14 protein-coding genes are annotated in these 18,841 nt (G+C 73.9%); 1 reads left to right on the top strand and 13 read right to left on the bottom strand.

Translation table 11 applies throughout. The features are described 5' to 3' along the window. Positions 1 to 93 precede the first annotated feature (93 nt). The gene (locus tag IG94_RS0122995) at positions 94 to 507 is read right to left on the bottom strand and encodes a globin (protein ID WP_031040222.1); all 414 of its coding nucleotides are present in this window, start codon (positions 505 to 507) and stop codon (positions 94 to 96) included. A 94-nt stretch (positions 508 to 601) separates the two neighbouring features. Between IG94_RS0122995 and IG94_RS0123000 the strand changes: the two genes are divergently transcribed. Then, complete coding sequence (locus tag IG94_RS0123000) at positions 602 to 1,576, top strand: methyltransferase domain-containing protein (RefSeq protein ID WP_031040224.1); 975 nt, start codon at positions 602 to 604, stop codon at positions 1,574 to 1,576. An 11-nt stretch (positions 1,577 to 1,587) separates the two neighbouring features. Here the strand turns inward: IG94_RS0123000 and IG94_RS39970 are convergent, their stop codons facing one another. The 12 genes from IG94_RS39970 to IG94_RS0123065 all read right to left on the bottom strand — a co-directional run bounded on the left by IG94_RS39970 (position 1,588) and on the right by IG94_RS0123065 (position 18,764). Continuing rightward, a complete protein-coding gene (locus IG94_RS39970; protein WP_063763401.1) occupies positions 1,588 to 3,324 on the bottom strand; it encodes an FHA domain-containing protein in 1,737 nt (578 codons plus the stop codon). 63 nt (positions 3,325 to 3,387) lie between these two features. Next, positions 3,388 to 4,734 carry a vWA domain-containing protein gene (locus IG94_RS0123015; RefSeq protein ID WP_031040232.1) on the bottom strand — a complete coding sequence of 449 codons (1,347 nt, stop codon included), beginning with the start codon at positions 4,732 to 4,734 and terminating at the stop codon, positions 3,388 to 3,390. A gap of 112 nt (positions 4,735 to 4,846) precedes the next feature. Beyond that, the gene (locus tag IG94_RS0123020) at positions 4,847 to 6,232 is read right to left on the bottom strand and encodes a PP2C family protein-serine/threonine phosphatase (RefSeq protein ID WP_031040234.1); all 1,386 of its coding nucleotides are present in this window, start codon (positions 6,230 to 6,232) and stop codon (positions 4,847 to 4,849) included. 3 nt (positions 6,233 to 6,235) lie between these two features. Then, complete coding sequence (locus IG94_RS0123025; RefSeq protein WP_031040236.1) at positions 6,236 to 8,998, bottom strand: serine/threonine-protein kinase; 2,763 nt, start codon at positions 8,996 to 8,998, stop codon at positions 6,236 to 6,238. Between the two features lie 28 nt (positions 8,999 to 9,026). After that, positions 9,027 to 10,361, bottom strand: coding sequence for a coiled-coil domain-containing protein (locus IG94_RS0123030; RefSeq protein WP_031040239.1), 1,335 nt, complete (start codon positions 10,359 to 10,361; stop codon positions 9,027 to 9,029). Between the two features lie 59 nt (positions 10,362 to 10,420). After that, positions 10,421 to 11,500 carry a glutamate ABC transporter substrate-binding protein gene (locus tag IG94_RS0123035; protein ID WP_031040241.1) on the bottom strand — a complete coding sequence of 360 codons (1,080 nt, stop codon included), beginning with the start codon at positions 11,498 to 11,500 and terminating at the stop codon, positions 10,421 to 10,423. A gap of 17 nt (positions 11,501 to 11,517) precedes the next feature. Further along, positions 11,518 to 13,002, bottom strand: a complete 1,485-nt coding sequence (locus tag IG94_RS0123040) for a hypothetical protein (protein WP_031040244.1) — start codon at positions 13,000 to 13,002, stop codon at positions 11,518 to 11,520. A 309-nt stretch (positions 13,003 to 13,311) separates the two neighbouring features. After that, complete coding sequence (locus tag IG94_RS0123045; RefSeq protein ID WP_031040246.1) at positions 13,312 to 14,286, bottom strand: N-acetylglucosamine kinase; 975 nt, start codon at positions 14,284 to 14,286, stop codon at positions 13,312 to 13,314. Beyond that, on the bottom strand, positions 14,277 to 15,542 hold the full coding sequence (locus IG94_RS0123050; RefSeq protein WP_031040249.1) for a 6-phospho-beta-glucosidase: 1,266 nt from the start codon (positions 15,540 to 15,542) through the stop codon (positions 14,277 to 14,279). Before IG94_RS0123050 ends, IG94_RS0123045 begins: the two co-directional genes overlap by 10 nt. A gap of 7 nt (positions 15,543 to 15,549) precedes the next feature. Continuing rightward, positions 15,550 to 16,479: a carbohydrate ABC transporter permease gene (locus IG94_RS0123055; protein ID WP_052410806.1), complete on the bottom strand. Its 930-nt coding sequence runs from the start codon at positions 16,477 to 16,479 to the stop codon at positions 15,550 to 15,552. Next, entirely contained in the window at positions 16,476 to 17,420 is a 945-nt protein-coding gene (locus IG94_RS0123060) for a carbohydrate ABC transporter permease (protein ID WP_031040253.1), read from the bottom strand. Before IG94_RS0123060 ends, IG94_RS0123055 begins: the two co-directional genes overlap by 4 nt. 6 nt (positions 17,421 to 17,426) lie before the next feature. Then, positions 17,427 to 18,764 carry an ABC transporter substrate-binding protein gene (locus IG94_RS0123065; RefSeq protein WP_031040256.1) on the bottom strand — a complete coding sequence of 446 codons (1,338 nt, stop codon included), beginning with the start codon at positions 18,762 to 18,764 and terminating at the stop codon, positions 17,427 to 17,429. Between the last annotated feature and the right edge of the window lie 77 nt (positions 18,765 to 18,841).

Raw genomic sequence — 18,841 nt, forward strand, 5'->3', positions numbered from 1 at the left:
TAACCGGGCGGGACGTGGACTTGACCGGATCGTGACCGGAATGCGGCGCCCGGTGACCGGAATCCGCGCGTCAGGGGCCGCCCCGGACAGCCGTCAGCCGGGGGTGTTGACCATCGAGGCCGCCGCGTACGTCAGGTACTTCCACAGCGTCTGCTCGTGCTCCTCGGACAGGCCCAGCTCGTCGAGCGCCACCCGCATGTGCTTCAGCCAGGCGTCGTGCGCCGCCCGGTCCACCGCGAAGGGCGCGTGCCGCATCCGCAGCCGCGGGTGGCCGCGGTTGTCGCTGTACGTCGTCGGACCGCCCCAGTACTGCATGAGGAAGAGCGTGAAGCGCTCCTCGGCCGGACCCAGGTCCTCCTCCGGGTACATCGGCCGCAGCAGCGGGTCCTCGGCGACCCCCTCGTAGAAACGGTGGACGAGCCGGCGGAAGGTCTCCTCCCCGCCGACCTGCTCGTAGAAGGTCTGCTCCTGAAGCGTGCCGCGCCGGATCTCATTCACGCCGTCCATGGTCTCAGACACGGGGACATAGGACTCAAGACCTAGGACCGGCCCCCTCGCCCGTACCCGCCGCCGTCGCGCGTACTGCCCTTACTGTGGAGACATGGGCGGGTACGAGGACCTCGACCGGCTCGCCGCGTCCGCGCGGGCGGAGCTGGTGCGGGAGATCGAACTGAGCGGCGCCTGGACGGCCGACCCGGTGTGGCGGGAGGCGTTCTCGGCGGTCCCGCGCCACCTCTTCGTGCCGTACTACTACGTCGGCGTCCGGGGCGGCTACGAACGCCGCTGGGGCGAGCACCCCGACCCGGCGGCCCGCGAGCGCTGGGTGCGCGGCGCGTACGCCGACGCCCCGCTCGCGACCCGGATGCGCGACGGCGAACTGCTCTCCTCCAGCAGCCAGCCCTCGCTGATGGCGATGATGCTGGTGGAGCTGGGCGTACGGGACGGCGACCGGGTCCTGGAGATCGGCGCCGGCACCGGCTACAACGCGGCCCTGCTCGCCCACCGGCTCCGCGACGACGACCTCGTCACCACCGTCGACCTGGACGCCGAGATCACCGAGTCGGCCCGCGTCCACCTGCGCACCGCCGGGTACCACCCGGCCGTCGTCACCGGCGACGGCGCCCGCGGCGTGCCCGAACGCGCCCCCTACGACCGGATCCTCGCCACCTGCGCGCTGCCCTCGGTACCGGCCGCCTGGCCCGCCCAGTGCCGCCCCGGCGGCCGCATCCTGACCCCGCTCGCGACCGGCCTCGCCGTGCTCACCGTCCGCGACGCGGGGCACGCCGAGGGCCGCTTCCTGCCCACGCCCGCCTACTTCGTGCCGCTGCGCGGGGCCGACCGCGCTCGACCGGAGACACCGGGCCTGGGCGGAGTGCCGCGCCGGGCCCGGGAGAACGACCTGTTCCGCTTCCTGCTGGCGCTCAGCCGGGGCGGCCTCGACCCGCAGGAGGCGTACGCCCTGTGGGAGCGCGAGGACGCCCCGCGCCGCGAGCGCTACGGCATCACCGTCGGCGGCGAACGGTCCTGGGCATGGCTGGACGACCCCGAGGGGCCGTACGCCTGGCCGTTCGCCTGACGCCGGTCGCGCTAGCCGCGCCGGATCGTGATCGTCGTCCAGGCGCCCACGTGCACCCGGTCGCCGTCCTGGAGCGGTACCGGCACGAAGGGCTGGATCGGCTCCTCGCCGCCGTTGACCGTCGTGCCGTTCGTCGAGTTCTGGTCGACGACCGCCCAGCCGCCGTCCGGCTGGTGCACCAGTACCGCGTGCTGGTGCGAGACGCCCGGGTCCTCCGGCGGCACCGCCAGATCGATGTCGGGGGTGTCGCCGGTCGAGTGCCGGCGGCGCCCGATGGTGATCTGGTTGCCGGTCAGCGTGCGCTGCTGCTCCGGCGAGTAAGCGGGCAGGTTCAGACCCGCGGCCTCGGGCCCGGAGCGGTGCATCATCGCCATGAAGTAGTCGCGGTCGGGACCGATCGTCGCCGACCAGGTCGCCGGCTGCTGGGGCCGCTGCGGCTGCTGCGGGAAGCCCTGGCCGGGCGGGGGCGGCGGGGCCTGCGTGGCGCCGGGCTGCGGGTAGCCGTAGCCACCGCCCTGGACCGGACCCGGGCCACCGGGGCCGCCGGGGCCGCCCGGAGCGCCGGACGTCGGCGGGGAGAGCACCCAGTCGTCGTCACCGCCGCCGAAGGAAGGGCCGCCCTGCTGGGGGCGGCCCGCCTCCTGCGGGAAGGCGGGCGGGGCAGGCGGACCGGACTGGTACCCCTGCGGGGCACCGCCGGGACCACCGGGGCCGGCCGGACCACCGCCGGGACCACCCGGGCCCGACTGCGGGGGGCCGGGCGGCGGCGGGACCGGACGCGACGGGTCGCTGCCGAAGCCGGGAGGAGCCGGGGGACCGGAGGGGCCGTTCGGGCCGCCACCACCGGGGCCACCGGGGTTGTTGGGGCCGCCGAAACCACCGGGACCACCGGGGCCACCGGGGCCGTTGGGCCCGCCGAAACCACCAGGGCCGTTGGGCCCGCCGAAACCACCGGGGCCGCCGGGGCCACCCCGGTTGTTGGGGCCGCCGAAGTCACCCGGGCCGCCGGGACCACCGGGGTTGTTGGAGCCGCCGAAACCACCTGGACCGCCGGGACCACCAGGGCCGTTGGGGCCGCCGGGGCCGCCGAAGTCCCTCGGACCACCGGGGCTGCCGGGACCACCCGGGCCACCGGGACCGTTGGGGCCTCCCGGGCCTCCCGGGCCTCCTGGGCTGTTGTGGCCGCCGGGACCACCGAAACCGCCGGGTCCCCCGGGGCCGTTGGGCCCACCAGGCCCACCGGATCCGTACGGACCGTTCGGGCCGCCGGGGCCGCCGCCCGGGCCGGCCGGACCGCCGCGTCCCGACGGGTCGGCGCCGAAGGGCGGCGGGCCCGGGGGGATCGGTTCGGCGGGGCGGTTCACCTGGGACGGGCGCGAGCCCTGGTAGTCGTACGCGTCACCGCCGCCGCCGTACGACGGCCCCGACGGCGGCTGCTGGAACTGCGGCGCCGGCGGACGCGGCGCGGCCGGGGTGTACGACGTGGCGGTGTTGGTGAGGAAGTTCCACCGGCACTCCTCGCAGAACGGCGCCCCGCCCTCGCGCGGCGTGCGGCACTGCGGGCACAGCTGCGGCTCGGCGCCCGGACCACCGGGACCGCCGCCGGGACCACCGGGCCCGCCGTGACCACCGGGTCCGGCGGGCGGCGGGGGCGGAGGGGGCGGCGGCACGGCACCGGCCATGCGGTGACCGCAGACCTCGCACCAGTCGTCGGAACCCGACTGGTGTCCGTTCGGGCAGGTCGGCATGTCGGAGGTTCCCTCTCTAGCGGGCGTGTCGCGCCTGTGGTCCGGCGTCACTTCTCTGCTGCGTCACTTCTTCACGCGAACGGTCTTCGTCGACCGGGTCTCGAGCGTCATCTCGTCGGCCTCCTCGACCTTCGCTTTCAGTCGCACAGTACCTGCCGCCGCGTCCACCACGTCCACCACCTTCGAAAGCAGTTTCGCAGTATCGGCGTTTCCGGAGGACCCCGCGAGCTGAACCGCACGGCCCAGTTTGGCGGTTGCTCCGTCGATGTCACCCGCTTTGCGCAGATCCAGACCCTGTTGGATGGCTTGTGCCAGTTCAGCCTGCCCGGTGTAGTGGGCGACTTGCGGGTCGATCGACGTGGACGCCGCCATGTCGTCCGTCCACACCGCCCGTACGAGACCCTGCGCGCCGAGGTTCTGGACGCTGCCGTCGGGCTCCGGAATGACCAGCGAGGCGCGGGCGGCCAGCATCTCCTGGCCGAGGCCCGCGGCCGGTACCTCCACGCAGACGTGGTAGTCGCGGGACTCGTCGCCCCAGGAGCCGAGGGGGTAGTCCCCGGCCCGCGGGCCCGCCTCGGTGCGGCGGCCGGTCAGCTCCTCGACCGTCGGGGCGACCTGCTTGACGAACCGCACCGTGGTGCCGACCGGGGTCCACAGGCGCAGCGCGACGTCCGCGACCTCCTTGCCCATGGCCGTCTCCATCATCCGCGTGAAGTCGCCGGCCAGGCCCGCCGGATCGGCGACGATGTCGGCGGTGCCGAGCAGGGCGGAGGCGATGCCTGTGACTTCTTTCACTTCCCAGTCGGTGCCCACGCCACGGGCGTCGCAGGTGAAACGCCCCGCGCAGGAGTCGAGCGCCGCCCCGAGGCCTTCCGGCGACTCGTGCTCGTTGCGGCCGTCCGTGAGCAGGATGGCGTGCCGGATGGCGACGTCCGCGGTGGACAGCAGCCGGTCGGCCAGCCGCAGCCAGGTGCCGATGGCGGTGCCGCCGCCCGCGCTCAGGCGGCGCAGCGCCTGCTTGGCCCGCTCCCGGGTGGTCTGATCGGCCACGGCGAGCTGCCCGTCGCCCGGGTAGACCTCCTTGGCCACGTGCGTGCCGGCCACGACCGTGAAGTGCACGCCGTCGCGCAGGGTGTCGATCGCGGCGGCCGTCGCGTCGCGGGCGTTGCGCATCTTGGTCGGCGGGTAGTCCATCGAGCCCGAGCAGTCGACCAGCAGCGCCACGGCCGCGGACGGGCCCTGGCCCGGAGAGTACAGGTGGGGCGCGGCGACCGCGCTCCCGACCGTGCCGCCGCCGGTCGCGGTGACCGTCACGATGGCGTTGACCTCACGGCCGCCCTCGGGCAGGTACTCGTTCTGGTAGACGTCCACCGCGAACTGCGGCACGTTCGACTTCGAGAAATTGGCCATGCCGGATCGCATCCCCCTTTTCCACCCCACCGCGGTGGGGCGTCGGCTGCTGGCGCGGGCCGCCCCCTGCGGTCCGCGAGGCCGCCCCCTGCCGCGCCCCTGCCGGGGAGCCTCAGGCCGATCCTGCCCCCTGCGGCGGTGCCGGGAACGGCAGGAGGGCCACTGTTACGTTGTCGTGGCCCCCGCCGTCCAGGGCGTGGCCGACCAGAACGCGGGCGCTGTGCAGCGGCCGCACGGCGGCGTCCAGGGGCGTGGCCTCGGCCATCTCCTGAGCGGACTCCGCGTAGTTCCACAGGCCGTCCGTGCAGACCACGACCACTCCGGGGCGGTCCGGCTTGAAGGACGCGGTGTGCGGCTCCAGTTCGTAGGCGTCGGCGCCGAGCCAGCCCGTGATGGCGTGGGCGCGCTCGTCGGCGTAGGCCTCGGCCTCGCTCATCAGACCGGCGGCGACCATCTGCGCGGCCCATGAGTCGTCCTCGGTGAGCCGGGCGGGCGGGGTGGCGCGGTCGGCCGGCACCCAGTAGACGCGGCTGTCGCCGACCCAGCCGACGACCAGCAGCCCGGCGGTGACCACGGCGCCGACCAGGGTGCAGGCCGGCGCGTTCTGGTGCGGCGCCTGCTCGCGGGCGGTGGCGGGCTCGGCGGCCAGCGCGTTCACGGCGTGCGAGGCGGCGAGGATCGCGTCGTGCATGGCCTGCTGCGGGTGCGTGCCGCGCGGCAGGGCGCCGAGCAGCGACTCGCCGGCCGCCCGGGACGCGGCGAGCGAGGCGTCGTCGGGGCGGGTCGCGGAGGAGACGCCGTCGCACACGATCGCCACGGTGGCGGGGGCGCCGTCGGGCAGCGCGGTGCAGCCCACCGAGAACGCGTCCTCGTTGCGGTGGTGGCGCAGTCCGCGGTCGCTGACGGCGGCGACCGGCCCCGACTCCTGCTCCATGTGGTCGCGTTCGCGGGGCTGGGCGTGCCCGCAGTTCTCGCAGTAGCCGTCGCGGTCGACGCGGCCCGCGCGGCAGGCCACGCACACCTTGCCGCCCGCTCCCGCCGCCGGTGCCGCCGCGGCGGGCTCGGGGGAGGACCTCGGGGCCGGCGCCTGCAGCGGGTACTCGTCGGGCTCGGCCGGGCGGTCCAACCGCACTCCGGACGAGTGCTCCTGGGCACTCTCCCGGCCGGGCTCCCGGGCGGGTTCTTCGGGTGCCGACGGCTCCTGCGACGGCAGCGGGGAGCCGCCCGAGTCGGTGCCGGGCAGTTCGGCTGCCGCGTGCACCGGGGCGGGACGGCCCTGGCCGTCCGAGTCCCGGGCGGTCGGCCAGTCCACCTCGTCCCGCGCGGGACCCGGACCGGGCGCCGCGCCGTTCATGACGACGGTGGGACTGTCCTCGGGCGGCGCCGGCACGACCGACAGGTCGTAGCCGCACGCACCGCAGAAACGGTCACCCGGCTCGAGGGGCTCCTCGCAGCTCGGGCACTTGGACACAGGGGCCTGCTGGGGCATCTGGGACATCAACTACACCCACGTCCGGGGGCGGTAACGGTTTGCACGTTCCACCAGGTCGATCCTCTCCTCGCCGCCCCGCGCCAGCCGGGCCAGCGTGCGGTACGAACGCTCCAGGCCGAAGCGCAGGCCGCGTTCGTCCAGGCCGCTGCCGAGCAGCGTCCGTCCCCCGGCGGCGGCGGGGACGGAACCCCGGCCTCCGGAGAGTACCCAGTCCAGCGCGCATCCGAGGACCTCGGCGGACAGCTGCTCGCGCCGCGCCGGATCCAGACCGTACACGTCCAGCGCCTCGACCTGCCGCGCGGCGGCCGTCAGATCCTCCAGGAACACCGCGTCCCCGGGGTCCGCGACCCGCTGCCGCAGCCGGGCCCGCACCGCCGCGACGCGCGCGGCCGTGCAGTGCACCGACGACTCCGGCACCGACTCCAGCGTCCGTACGGCACCGGCCCGGTCGCCGCCCGCGAGCTGGACCCGTGCCAGGCCGAACGCTGCGCTCACGTGACTCGGGTCGGAGGCCCACACCAGGCGGTAGTACTCGGCGGCGTTGTCGAGCTGACCCAGGACCTCCGCGCACAGGCCGAGCGCCAGCTTGGGCGCGATCTCGCCGGGGAAGGCGTCGTAGACGGCGTCGAAGGCGAGCGCGGCGTCCTCGTGGGCGCCGGTCACCAGGGCGGCCAGCCCGCGGTACCAGACCACCCGCCAGTCGTCGGGGCGTTCGCCCTCCAGCGTCTCCAGGACCTCCAGCGCGCCGGGCGCGTCACCGTTCTCCAGCCGGGCCCTGATCTGCCGCAGCCGCGTCTCGGTCGACGGCGCGGGCGCGGCCGCCAGCGCGGTCAGCAACTCGCCCGGCGCGGAGGCCACGAGGCCCGCGAGGAAGCCCGCGTTGGGGTCGCCCGCGTCGACCCGGGGGACCGGCAGGGCGAGGGACGCGGTGGGCGCGTCGGCCGGTTCGACGAGGCCGGACGCCCCGCCGCCGGGACCCTCACCGCTGCCGCTGCCGCTGGAACTGCCCCCGTCTCCGCCCCCGACGGCGCTCACGGCGCCCGGCAGCATCGTGCTCGCGCCCCCGGGCGCCCCCGACGCACCGGCGACTCCCTGCGGGGCGTGCGCGACGGTGCCGCCCGGCGCGCCGACGGCAGGCCCGGGCGCGGGCGTGAGCCCGGCGGGGCCCGACAGCGCGGGCGCGGACCCGGCACCGCCCGGCAGGGCGTTCGCGCCGGAGCCGCTCCGGCGGCGCCCTCTCGGGCGCGTCTCCCGTGCCCCCAGCCGCGACACCTCGCCGGCCGACCGCGGGAACAGCTCCGTGTCCGTCACCCGCACCTCGGGCCCGAACAGCGTGGACACGGCGGGCCGGGCGCGGCCCGTCTGCAGCGAGATCACCTCGCGCAGCACACCGGTGAGCTGCTCCGCCATCTCCTGCGCCGAGGCGAACCTGCGGGCCGGGTCGGGATCGGTGGCCCGCACCAGGAGCCGGTAGAACGACTCGTACCGCCGGAACACCTCGACCGTGTCGGGGTCGGGCAGCGAGTCGGCGTAGACGGTGGTGTAGCCCTGGAAGTCGAGCGTCAGCACGGCGAGGGTGCGGCCGACCGTGTACAGGTCGGAGGCGACCGAGGGGCCGGCGTCGGCGACCTCGGGGGCCTGGTAGCCGACCGTGCCGTAGATGGCCGACTCGTCGTCGTCCATGCGGCGGACCGCGCCCATGTCGATGAGCTTCAGCTGGTCCTCGGTCTGGAGGGCGTTGTCGACCTTGAAGTCGCAGTACAGCAGCTTGCGGTTGTGCAGGTGGGCGAGCGCCTCAAGCGCCTCGATGCCGTACGCGCAGGCCTGTTCGACCGGCAGCGGGTCGCGGCGGCCGTCCGGTGCGCGGCGCGCGTTGGCCAGCTCCTTGAGCGACTTGCCGCCGACGTACTCCATCACTATGTAGCCGTCGAGGGAGCCGGTGCGCTGGTCGAGGTGCTCGACGAAGTTGTAGATCCGCACGATGTTGGCGTGCTCGATCTCGGCGAGGAACCGCCGCTCGGAGATGGCCGCCGCCATCGCGTCCTGGTCGCCCGTGTCCAGCAGGCCCTTGAGGACCACCCAGCGGTCGGAGACCGCCTTGTCGACGGCGAGGTAGATCCAGCCGAGCCCGCCGTGCGCGAGGCAGCCCGCCACCTCGTACTGGCCGTGCACCACGTCACCGGCCTTCAGCTTCGGCACGAACGAGTACGGGTGGCCGCACTTGGTGCAGAAGCCCTCCGTGCGGCCGACCCGCTCCCCGCGGGACCGCCCGACCGGCCCGCCGCAGTCCGCACGGGAGCAGAAACGCTTGCGCTCCGGGACCTCGGGGCGCTCCATGACCATCTCGCGCGGATCGGGTCGCGGCACCGCCGGAACCTCGACCAGGCCCGCGCCCAGCCGCCCGCGCGAGGTGGACCCCGCGCCGGAACCCGAGCTGCGCACCGACACCGAACGCCCCGTGGACCGGCCCGAGACCGCCCGCGAGAGGCGTCCCGACACCGAGCGCCGGGACTTCGACGACCGCGACGACCGCGACGACGTACGCGAGCCGGCGCCGCCGGAGCGGGAACTCCCGCTGCCCGACGAGCGGCGGGACCCGCGCGAGCCCCCCTCCGCGCCGCCCGCGACGCCGGTGGGCGTCGCGCCGATCCGCCCGCCCGCCGCGACGACCGGCGCGAGGCCGCACGTGTCGCAGTACAGCCCGCCGCCGCCCATGTCCTCGTAGGACCCGCCGCAGCCGGGACGCTGGCACGTCCGCCCTGCCTCGCTCATGACGCCGCCTCCCCCTGGTCCTCGCCGCTCACGCGCCGGGCTCCGTCCGGTCCACCGGCCCGCCCTGCCCCGGCACGCGCCGTGCGGAGCCGAGCACGTCGGCCGCCGCGTGCTGGTAGCGCAGCACGGCCTGCTCGGCCACGCGCAGGTCGCAGGGCGCGCTCCACAGCATGCGGCGCGCCTTCTCGTACTTCTCGTTCAGCTCGGGGTCCCCGGCGTGGCCGAGCCGGGCCATCTTCGCCTTGTACGCGTCGAGCCGGCCGCGCAGCTCGGCGCGGACCGCGAGCGGCGCGGTGACCGCCGTCAACGACTCGCGGGCCCGCAGCAGTTCGTCCTCGGCCTTCTCCTCCAAGGATTCGAGGAGCGGCGACAGGCGGTGCCACTGGGCGTGCCTGCGGTACTCGGCCGCCGCGGCCAACTGCTCCTGCAGCACGATCGGCGGTCCGCCGACCACCGGCACCTCCGTCGCGGCGATCTTCGCGAGCACCTCGCCGCGCGCGGTGCGGGCCTCGGCGAGGGTGCGGTCCGCGCGCGAGAGCACGTCGCGCAGCCGGACGATCCGCTGCTCCGCGTCCTGGCGCACGGCCAGCACGGCGTCGATCTCCCGGCGCACCTCTTCGAGGGCGCGCGCCTCGCGGTCGTACACCGTCGTGTCGGGACGGCCGCCGCCGGGCGCCGAACTGCCCTCCGCGGGCCGCCAGAAGGCCAGCGGGTCGGAGACGACCTGCTCGCGCAGCCTGGTCAGGGTGCGAGTGATCCGCTCCAGGTCGTCGCCGGACGGATGCTCGCCCGGGCGTACGCCCACGGAGTGCGCGAGCTTGCGGGTGCGCTGCAGTTCGGCGGCGAGTAAATCGATGCGGGCGGGCAGCGCCGACCACACCGCGTCGGCGGCGACCACCATGTCCAGGGAGGTCGCGTAGAGCTGGTTCATCCGGTCCACCAGTGCCGCCAGCGAGTACCGCTCGCTGAGCCGGCCCGGACCGCCGTCCGGCGTGGCCGCGTTGGCCGCGGCGGCGGTGCTCCCGGCCACCGTGACGGCCTCGCCGCGCAGCAGCTCCGTCAGCTCCGCCAGGTCCTCGCGGCTGGACCAGCGGCGCCGCGAGCGGATCTCCCGGGCGGTGCGCAGCGCGCCGGTGTACGCGTCGAAGTACGCCCACAGCAGGGTGATCGACGCCTCCGCGGCGGACCACCGCACGGCGGTGACGCCGGTGAGTTCGGCGCCTTCGAGGAGTCTGCGGCCCGCGTGGTCCTGGAGGGCGAGGAGCGAGGTCTCGACCGCCTCGTGCTCCGCGCCGAGCCGCGCCAGCGCACGGTCCACCTCGTCCCGGTCCATCACCGGCCCGGTGGGTCCCGTGTCGCCCATCGATCACCCCTCGCTGTCGCGGACTTGCCCGTGCTCTTCGCCTGCGGTGCGGCGGCCGTTCAGCTCTCGCGCAGGTACTGCGGTGCCGGCGGCTCCGACTTCGCCGCGTCGTCCATGGTCTCCGACAACCACGCCTCGTACGAGTGCTGCCACCCGTCGGTCGGGTCCGCGCGCCAGTCGGCGAGGATCCGGTTGACCCGGCGTACCAGATCGTCGGCGTCCTTCTTCATCGCCACGCCGTAGTACTCGGTGGTGAAGGAGTCGCCCTTCAGCTCCACCGTGGGGTCCTGCGCGGCCTGGCTCGCGGCGAGCGCGCCGTCGGTGACGACCGCGTCGACCTCGCCGAGCTGGAGCCGTACCAGGCAGTCCAGTTGGTTGGGCACGGTGGTGCCCAGGTCCGCGTCGGCGGCGAGCCTGCCGTCCTTCCGGTCCCGCTCCAGCGTGCTCAGCGCGGTCGAACCGGCCGCCGTGCAGATCCTCTTGCCGGCCAGCGTGCCGTCGTACCCGGTGACGTCCGAGGACTTGGGCGCGAGCACCTGCTGGCCGGTGCGGAAGTAGGGGGCGGAGAAGGCGACGTCCTTCAGGCGGTCGCAGTTGATGGTCATCGTGCGGACCACCATGTCGACCCGGCCGTCCTGGATCGCCGGTATGCGCTGGTCGGTGGGGATCGCCTTGAACTGCACCGCGTTCCCGTCTCCGAGGACGTCCTCGGCGATGCGGTGCACCAGGTCGATGTCGAAGCCCTCCAGTTCGGCGGCGCCGCGGCTGTTCGGGTCGCGGTACCCCCAGCGGAAGCTGTTCTGGTCGACGCCGACGACCAGCTTGCGCTTCTCGCCCTCGCGGTCCCGGATGGCGTCGATGGCGGGTCCGTCGGAGTCGGACGGGGCCAGGGTCTGCTTCTCCGGGTCCGTGCACTCCTCGGCGGCCCGCGCCTGGCTGCCGTGGGCGGTGCCGTGCCCGCCGGAACCGGAACCGGAGCCGGAGCCGCCGCCACGAGCGCCGCCCGGGCCGCCGGGCTCGCCGTGCGAGCGGACCGTCGGCAGGAGCAGGGCGAGGACCACGGCGAGGGCGCAGGCGACGGCCATGGCCCCCACCCCGCCCCAGCCCTTCAGGCCGGACCGCAGTCGTCGTGCGCGCATCCGCGCGCCTCCCTCCCTCACCGGTACTCCGAGAGCCTGCGGCCGATGCCCAGCAGCGCACCGGCGGCGCCGAGCCCGGAGAGCACGCCGGCGCCCTGCGGCAGGTGGCCCATCGCGTCCAGGCCGTCGCCCGCCGCCTGCTCGAACTCCCGCTCCTCGTGGTCGAGGGCGGCGGCCAGCGAGTCCTCGACGCCGTCGAAGCACTCGCCCGTCGCCCCCTTGCCGCCGATGACCAGGTCGAGGGCCTGCTGGTAGTTGCCGCTCTCGTCCTGGGCACGGGCGGAGGCGTGGCGCTTGCGCCACTCCTCCATGTTGCCCCGCGCCGCGGCGACCGGCTGCCCGCCCTTGTCGTCGTCGGCGTACTCGGCGGCCTGTTTCAGGCCCTCGCCGAGCGCGTCCATGTTCTTCCCGAACTCGAAGTCGTAGGCGTCGACCGTCTCGCCGCCCGACTTCGTCGTCTCCGCGCCGCGCGCCACCAGCGTGAGGTTCTCGTTGCCCCGGGCCTTCAGAGCGGCGATGCGGGCGTCGTGCAGCACGTTCAGCGAACGTACGCCGTGGTCGTAGGAGTCGCTCAGGCCGGACCGCGCGACGCTGTGGCCGACGACCAGCCAGAGCAGGACGACCGTCGCGGCGGCCGTGGCGGCGACCAGGCCGTGGTTGAGCACCCGGTTGGTGCGGCGGTAGGTGCGGTACTGCGCCCAGCCCAGTCCGGCGAGCGCGAGGACGCCGAGCGCCAGCGCGGCCCAGGGGTAGGGCTTCGCGTCGGCGTAGTCGGCGCCGAGCCGCTTGTTCTCCGTCTGGTACAGGTCCTCGGCCGCCGGGAGCATGTCCTGCTGCATCTTCTCGTTGGCGTAGCGCAGATAGGCGCCGCCGACCGGGAAGCCCTGCCGGTTGTAGGTGCGGGCGCGCTCGACCAGGCCCTTGTACTCGGGCAGGAGCCGGTTCAGCTCGGTGATGGTCGCGGCGGAGGGCGAGTCCGCGTCGGAGTTGGCGGCGGCCGTCACGAGTCCCTCGGCCGCGTCGCGGACGCCCTTCTCGTACCGCTCCCGGGACGCCTCGGTCTCCTGCCCGCCGGCCAGGAAGCCGCTGGAGGCAGCCGTGTTGGCGTCGGCCAGGGAGCTGTAGATGCCGGCCGCCTCCGAGGTGAGCGGCTGGCTGCGGGTGAGCACGTCGTCGGCGGCCAGGGACCGCTCGTACATCTGCCAGGCGGTGACGGTGCCGAAGGCGACGACGAGCGCGGCGAGCAGTGCGCCGATGATGCGCAGCCGCCCCGGCTCGGTGACGGCCGCCGCGCGCAGCCGGTCCACGCCCTCGGCGAAGGCGGTACGGCGCGGCTGAGCCGGGGCGGGGGACGGTGGCGTGGCCGCGGAGGGTGCGCCGGGGCCCGCGTGCTGCCGCTCGGCCGGTCCGGACTGCGGAGGCACGGCGGGTACGGCGGACAGGGTGGGCACGGCCGCGCCGGGCGGTGTCGCGCTGCCGCCGCCCTTCGGCGATTGAGTCACCACCGACCTCCCCCGTGGTCATCCGTCGCCGCAAGTATCGCTGCCCGCACCGACATCCGCATCGGCCTTCACCCGATCTTGATATGTGCACCGGTGCGACGCACCACCCCTGCCACCCCTGCCCATGAACACGCCACCGGAACCGGTTCGGTTCCCCTCTTGTCCCCTCTCGTCCCCCGGCCGGGTCGCCCCCGCCCGGTCGTCCCCCGCCCTGTCGCCCCCCCCCGCCCGGTCGTGCCTTTGGTCCCGGGACCAGGACCGGGACCGTTCCCGGGACCAGGGGCCGGGACCGGGGGACGACCGCCGTGCTCAGGCGCCGGCGAAGTGCTCCCGCACGCCCGCGTGGGACCCGGGGTCCGCGCCCACCGCGTCCAGGCCCAGCAGCACCGCGCCCAGTACGGGCCGTTCCGTCACCACCCTGGGCACCGCCTTGGGAGCGCGGGCCGCGAGCAGCTCCCGTATGCGCTCGTCGAGTTGCGGATGCCGGGCCGCCAGCACACTGCCGCCCAGCAGGACCGGCACCGGTTCGGCGAGCAGGTCGAGACGGGTCAGCGCGACCGCGGCCATGGCCACCACCTCGTCGGCCTGCCGGTCCACGACCGACCGCGCGAGCGGATCGCCGTCGGCCGCCGTGGCGAACAGCACCGGCGTCAGCTCGTGCCGCCGGGCGGGCTCCACGTGCCGCAGGTGCAGGGCCTCGATCAGGGCGTACATCGAGCCGAGCCCGAAGTGGGCCGGCAGCGTGCGGGCCAGCTCCGTCGGCTCCCCGCGCCCGTCCTCCGCGCGCGCGGCGTGCCACAGCGCCTCCTCGGCCAGTCCCCAGCCGCCGCCCCAGTCGCCGGAGATGCGGCCGATGGCAGGGAAGCGGGCGGTGCGGCCGTCGGGGCGCATGCCGACGCAGTTGACGCCGGCCCCGCACACGACGGCGACGCCCAGCGGCTCGGCGACACCGGCCCGCAGGATCGCGAAGGTGTCGTTGCGCACGTCGACCCGCGCGCCCCACGCGCGCGCGTCCAGCGCGGCGGCCAGCTGCTCCTCCTCCACGGGCAGGTCGGCGTTGGCCAGGCACGCCGACACGTGCGCGACGGAGGTGACGCCCGCCGCCGCGAAGGCACGCGCCACCGCCTCCGCGAGGGCGTCGACGGCCTGCTCGACACCCACGGCGTGCGGACGGAACGGCCCTCCGCGCGCGGTGGCGAGCACCTCGCCCTCCGCCGTCACCACGGCCACGTCGGTCTTGCTGTTGCCCGCGTCGACGGCGAGGACGCCCCCGGTCAGGCCCACGCCAGGTGCTCCCGGTTGTGCGCGACCAGCCGGTCGGTGAGCTGCTCGGCGTACCCGTACTGGCCGACGAGCGGGTGGGCGAGCAGCGCCCGGAAGACCCGCTCCCGGCCGCCGCGCAGGGCCGCGTCCAGCGCGAGGTCCTCGTACGCGGTCACGTTGGCCATCAGCCCCGCGTACAGCGGGTCCACGTCCGCCACCGGCAGCGGCGCGGGCACCTTGCCGCCCACGGCCGCGGGCACCTCGATCACCGCGTCGTCGGGGAGGAAGGGCAGCGTGCCGCGGTTGTAGGTGTTCACCACCTGGTACGGGGAGCCCGCGCCGCCGAGCAGGGCGGCGGCGAGGTCGACGGCGGCCTCGGAGTAGTAGGCGCCGCCGCGCTCGGCGAGCAGGGCGGGCTTCTCGTCCAGGGCGGGGTCGCCGTACATCCGGAGCAGTTGCCGCTCCATCTCCGCGACCTCGGCGGCCCGGGACGGCTTGGTGCGCAGTTCGCCGACGACCTCGTCGTGGGCGTAGTAGTAGCGCAGGTAGTAGGACGGGACGGTGCCGAGGCGGTCCAACAGCGGCCGGGGCAGGCGCAGATCGGCGGCGATCGCGTCCCCGTGCTCCGCGAGCAGCCGGGGCAGCACGTCCGCGCCCTCGGGGCCGCCGAGCCGTACGGCGGTCTCCCAGGTGAGGTGGTTGAGGCCCACGTGGTCCAGGTGGACGTCGGCCGGTGCCACCCCGAGCAGCCCGGCGAACTTGCGCTGCAGTCCGATCGCCACGTTGCACAGCCCGACCGCCCGGTGCCCCGCCCGGAGCAGGGCGCGGGTGACGATGCCGACCGGGTTGGTGAAGTCGATGATCCAGGCGTCCGGGTTGGCGCGGCGCACCCGTTCGGCGATGTCCAGCACCACCGGCACCGTGCGCAGCGCCTTGGCGAGGCCGCCCGCGCCGGTCGTCTCCTGGCCGACGCAGCCGCACTCCAGCGGCCAGGTCTCGTCCTGCTGCCTGGCGGCCTGGCCGCCGACGCGCAGCTGGAGCAGTACGGCGTCGGCGCCGTCGACGGCGGCGTCCAGGTCGGAGGTGGTGACGATCCGGCCGTCGTGCCCCTGCCTGGCGAAGATGCGGCGGGCGAGCCCGCCGACCAGTTCGAGCCGGTCCGCCGCCGGATCGACGAGGACCAGCTCCCGCACCGGCAGGGTGTCCCGCAACCGGGCGAAGCCGTCGATCAGTTCGGGCGTGTAGGTCGAACCGCCGCCGACCACGGTGAGTTTCATGCAGTCATCAACCCTTTACTCCGGTCAGTGTGACGCCCTCGACGAACGCCTTCTGCGCGAAGAAGAACACGAGGATCACGGGGGCCATGACCAGTACGGTCGCGGCCATGGTGAGGTTCCAGTCGGTGTGGTGGGCGCCCTTGAAGGACTCCAGGCCGTAGGAGAGCGTCCAGGCACCGGGGTTCTCGGAGGCGTAGATCTGGGGTCCGAAGTAGTCGTTCCAGGCGTAGAAGAACTGGAAGAGGGCCACCGCCGCGATGCCCGGCTTCGCCATCGGCAGGACGACCCGCAGCAGGGTGCGCAGCTCCCCGCAGCCGTCGACCTTCGCCGCGTCCAGGTACTCGTCCGGGACGGTCAGCAGGAACTGGCGCAGCAGGAAGATGGAGAAGGCGTCGCCGAAGGCCATCGGGATGATCAGCGGCCACAGCGTGCCGGACAGGTCCAGCTGCTTCGCCCAGAACAGGTACATCGGGATGACGACCACCTGCGGGGGCAGCATCATCATCGAGATCACCAGCATCAGGGACAGGTGCCGGCCCCGGAAGCGGAACTTGGCGAGCGCGTACGCCACCGGGATCGACGAGGCGACGGTCAGGACGGTGCCGAGCCCCGCGTAGACCAGCGTGTTCTTCCACCAGGTGAGGAAGCCCGGAGTGTCCAGGACGGTGCGGTAGTTGCCCCACTCCCAGGTGTGCGGCCACAGGTCGCGGGTGAGGGCCTGCTGGCCGCTCATCAGCGAGGTGAGCACCACGAACACGAAGGGCAGCGTGAAGAAGAGGGCGGCGGCCACGCCGAGGGAGTGGACGGCGATCCACTCCAGCAGGACGCGCCGGCGCGCGACCCGCTCCCCGGTGGGCGGCGTACCGGCCGCGGCGGGCCGGTCCGGCACCCGGTCCGTCGGTACCCGGGTCGATACCCGCGTCGATGCCTGGTTCATCGGTCACCTGCCTGGATCAGACCGCCCCGGCGGCGCATCAGCAGCGCCGTGAACGCCATGGCCAGCGCGAACAGCACGAGCGCGACCACACAGGCGGCGCCGTAGTCGAAGCGCTGGAAGCCGAGGTTGTAGACGAGCTGGGGGAGGGTGAGGGTCGACTTGTCGGGATAGCCGGGCTCGAAGGACTGCCCGGAGCCGCCGATGACCCCGGAGGCGACCTTCCCGGCGACCAGCGGCTGCGTGTAGTACTGCATGGTCTGGATCACGCCCGTGACCACGGCGAACAGGACGATGGGCGAGATGTTCGGCAGCGTCACGAACCGGAACCGCTGCCAGGCCGACGCCCCGTCCAGCTCGGCCGCCTCGTACTGCTCCCTGGGCACGTCGAGCAGCGCGGCCATGAAGATCACCATCAGGTCGCCCACGCCCCACACGGCGAGCGCGGTCAGCGCCGGCTTGGACCAGGCCGAGTCCGTGAACCAGCCGGGCGCCGGCACGCCGAGGCCCTCCAGGACGGAGTTGACCGGCCCCGTACCGGGGTTGAGGAGGAAGACGAAGGCGAGCGTCGCGGCGACGGGCGGGGCGAGGTAGGGCAGGTAGAAGAGGGTGCGGAAGACCCCGGCCCCGGTCTTGATCTTCGTGATGAGCAGCCCGACCCCGAGTCCGAACACCACCCGGCAGGTCACCATCACCAGGACCAGCCAGAGGGTGTTGCGCAGGGCGGGCCAGAAGAGCGGGTAGTCCTGGAAGACGTACGTCCAGTTCTCCAGGCCCCGGAACTCCGGGACGCCGAAGCCGTCGTACTTCATCAGCGAGAAGTACACGGTGGACACCAGGGGGTAGGCGAAGAAGACGCCGAACCCGACGAGCCAGGGCGACATGAAGGCCGCCGTCCGAAGCGCCGAGGAACGGCGTTTCGCGCGGAGCGTGTTGGTGGCCATGGACCGCTACTTCGTCTGCTCGATGTCGCGGTCGATCTGCGCGGCGGTCTTCTCCAGTCCCGCCTTGAGGTCCGTCACCTTGCCCGACTCGTACTGGTAGCCGAAGTCCTGGAGCGTCAGCTGGTACGTGGCGCCGTTGACGGAGGCCGGCGGCGAGTTGGACTCCGGGTGCTGGGCGATGTCCAGGAAGGTCTTGAACTGCGGATCGGCCTTCAGAGCGGGGGACTTGAGGGCCGGGAAGGTGGAGGGCACGTTGCGGATGGCGTTGGCGAAGGCGACGACGGCCTCGGTGTCGGTCGTCATGTACTTCACCAGCTCCCACGCGGCGTTCTGCTTCTCGCTGTGCGGGGCGATGCCCATGACGGTGCCGGAGAGGAAGCCCTTGCCGTACTCGTCCGCCTCGTCGTCGGCGACGGGCATCGGCGCGGTGCCGATCTCGAAGTCCACGCCCGCGTCCTTCGCCATGCCGAGCCGCCACTCGCCGTCCAGCTGCATCGCCACCTGGCCGGTGTGGAAGGGGTGCTTGGCGCCCCACTCGTCGCCGAAGGTGTTCCGGTACTTCTCCAGCTTCTCGAAGCCGCCGAGGTCGTCGACGAGCTTCTTCTGGTACGTGAACATCTCGGCGAACGCCGGGTCCTGGGCGACGGCGGACCTGCCGTCCGCGTCGAAGTAGGCGTGGTCCCACTGGGACATGTAGTGGTCGACGACGGTCTCGTAGCCGTGGTAGTTCGGCATGAAACCGAGCTGCTCGTACGAGTCGCCCCTGGTCTTCGTCAGCTTCTTCGCCACCTCGGCGAACTCGCTCCAGGTCTTCGGCGGTTGCTCGATCCCGGCCGCCTCGAAGGCGTCCTTGTCGTAGTAGAGGCCGTAGGCGTCGCCGAGCAGGGGCAGGGCGCAGCGGGTCCCCTCGAACTGGGTGTACTCCAGCATCGGCTTCGGGATGAGCGCGTCCAGGTCGAGCTCTGACTTCTCGACGAAGGGCTTCAGGTCGAGGAAGGCGCCCGAGGAGCAGAACTTGCCGATGTTGGAGGTGGTGAACGAGGACACCACATCGGGTCCGCTCGAACCGCCCGCGCGCAGCGCCTGGTTGAGCTTGTCGTCGTTGATGTTGCCGACGACCTTCACCTTGATGTTGGGATGCGCCTCCTCGAAGCGGTCCACGTTGGCCTGGACGGCCTCCACCTCGGCGGGTGCGCTCCAGCCGTGCCAGAAGGTGAGGGTGGTCTCGGCGTCCGGGTCGTCGGAGGCGCCGGTCCCGGACGACCCGGTACAGGCGGTGGCGAGGAGGGCGAGGGAGGCGGAGGCGGCGATCGCGAACGCCGTTTTTCGGGATGTTCCGGGCATGGCGAAGCTCCCAGGGGCAGGGTGAGAACCGGGTGGGTGGGGCTCGGGGCGGTGAGGCGCGTGGAGCGAGTGCGGCG

This window comes from Streptomyces olivaceus (genome assembly GCF_000721235.1).
GTDB classification, from domain to species: domain Bacteria; phylum Actinomycetota; class Actinomycetes; order Streptomycetales; family Streptomycetaceae; genus Streptomyces; species Streptomyces olivaceus.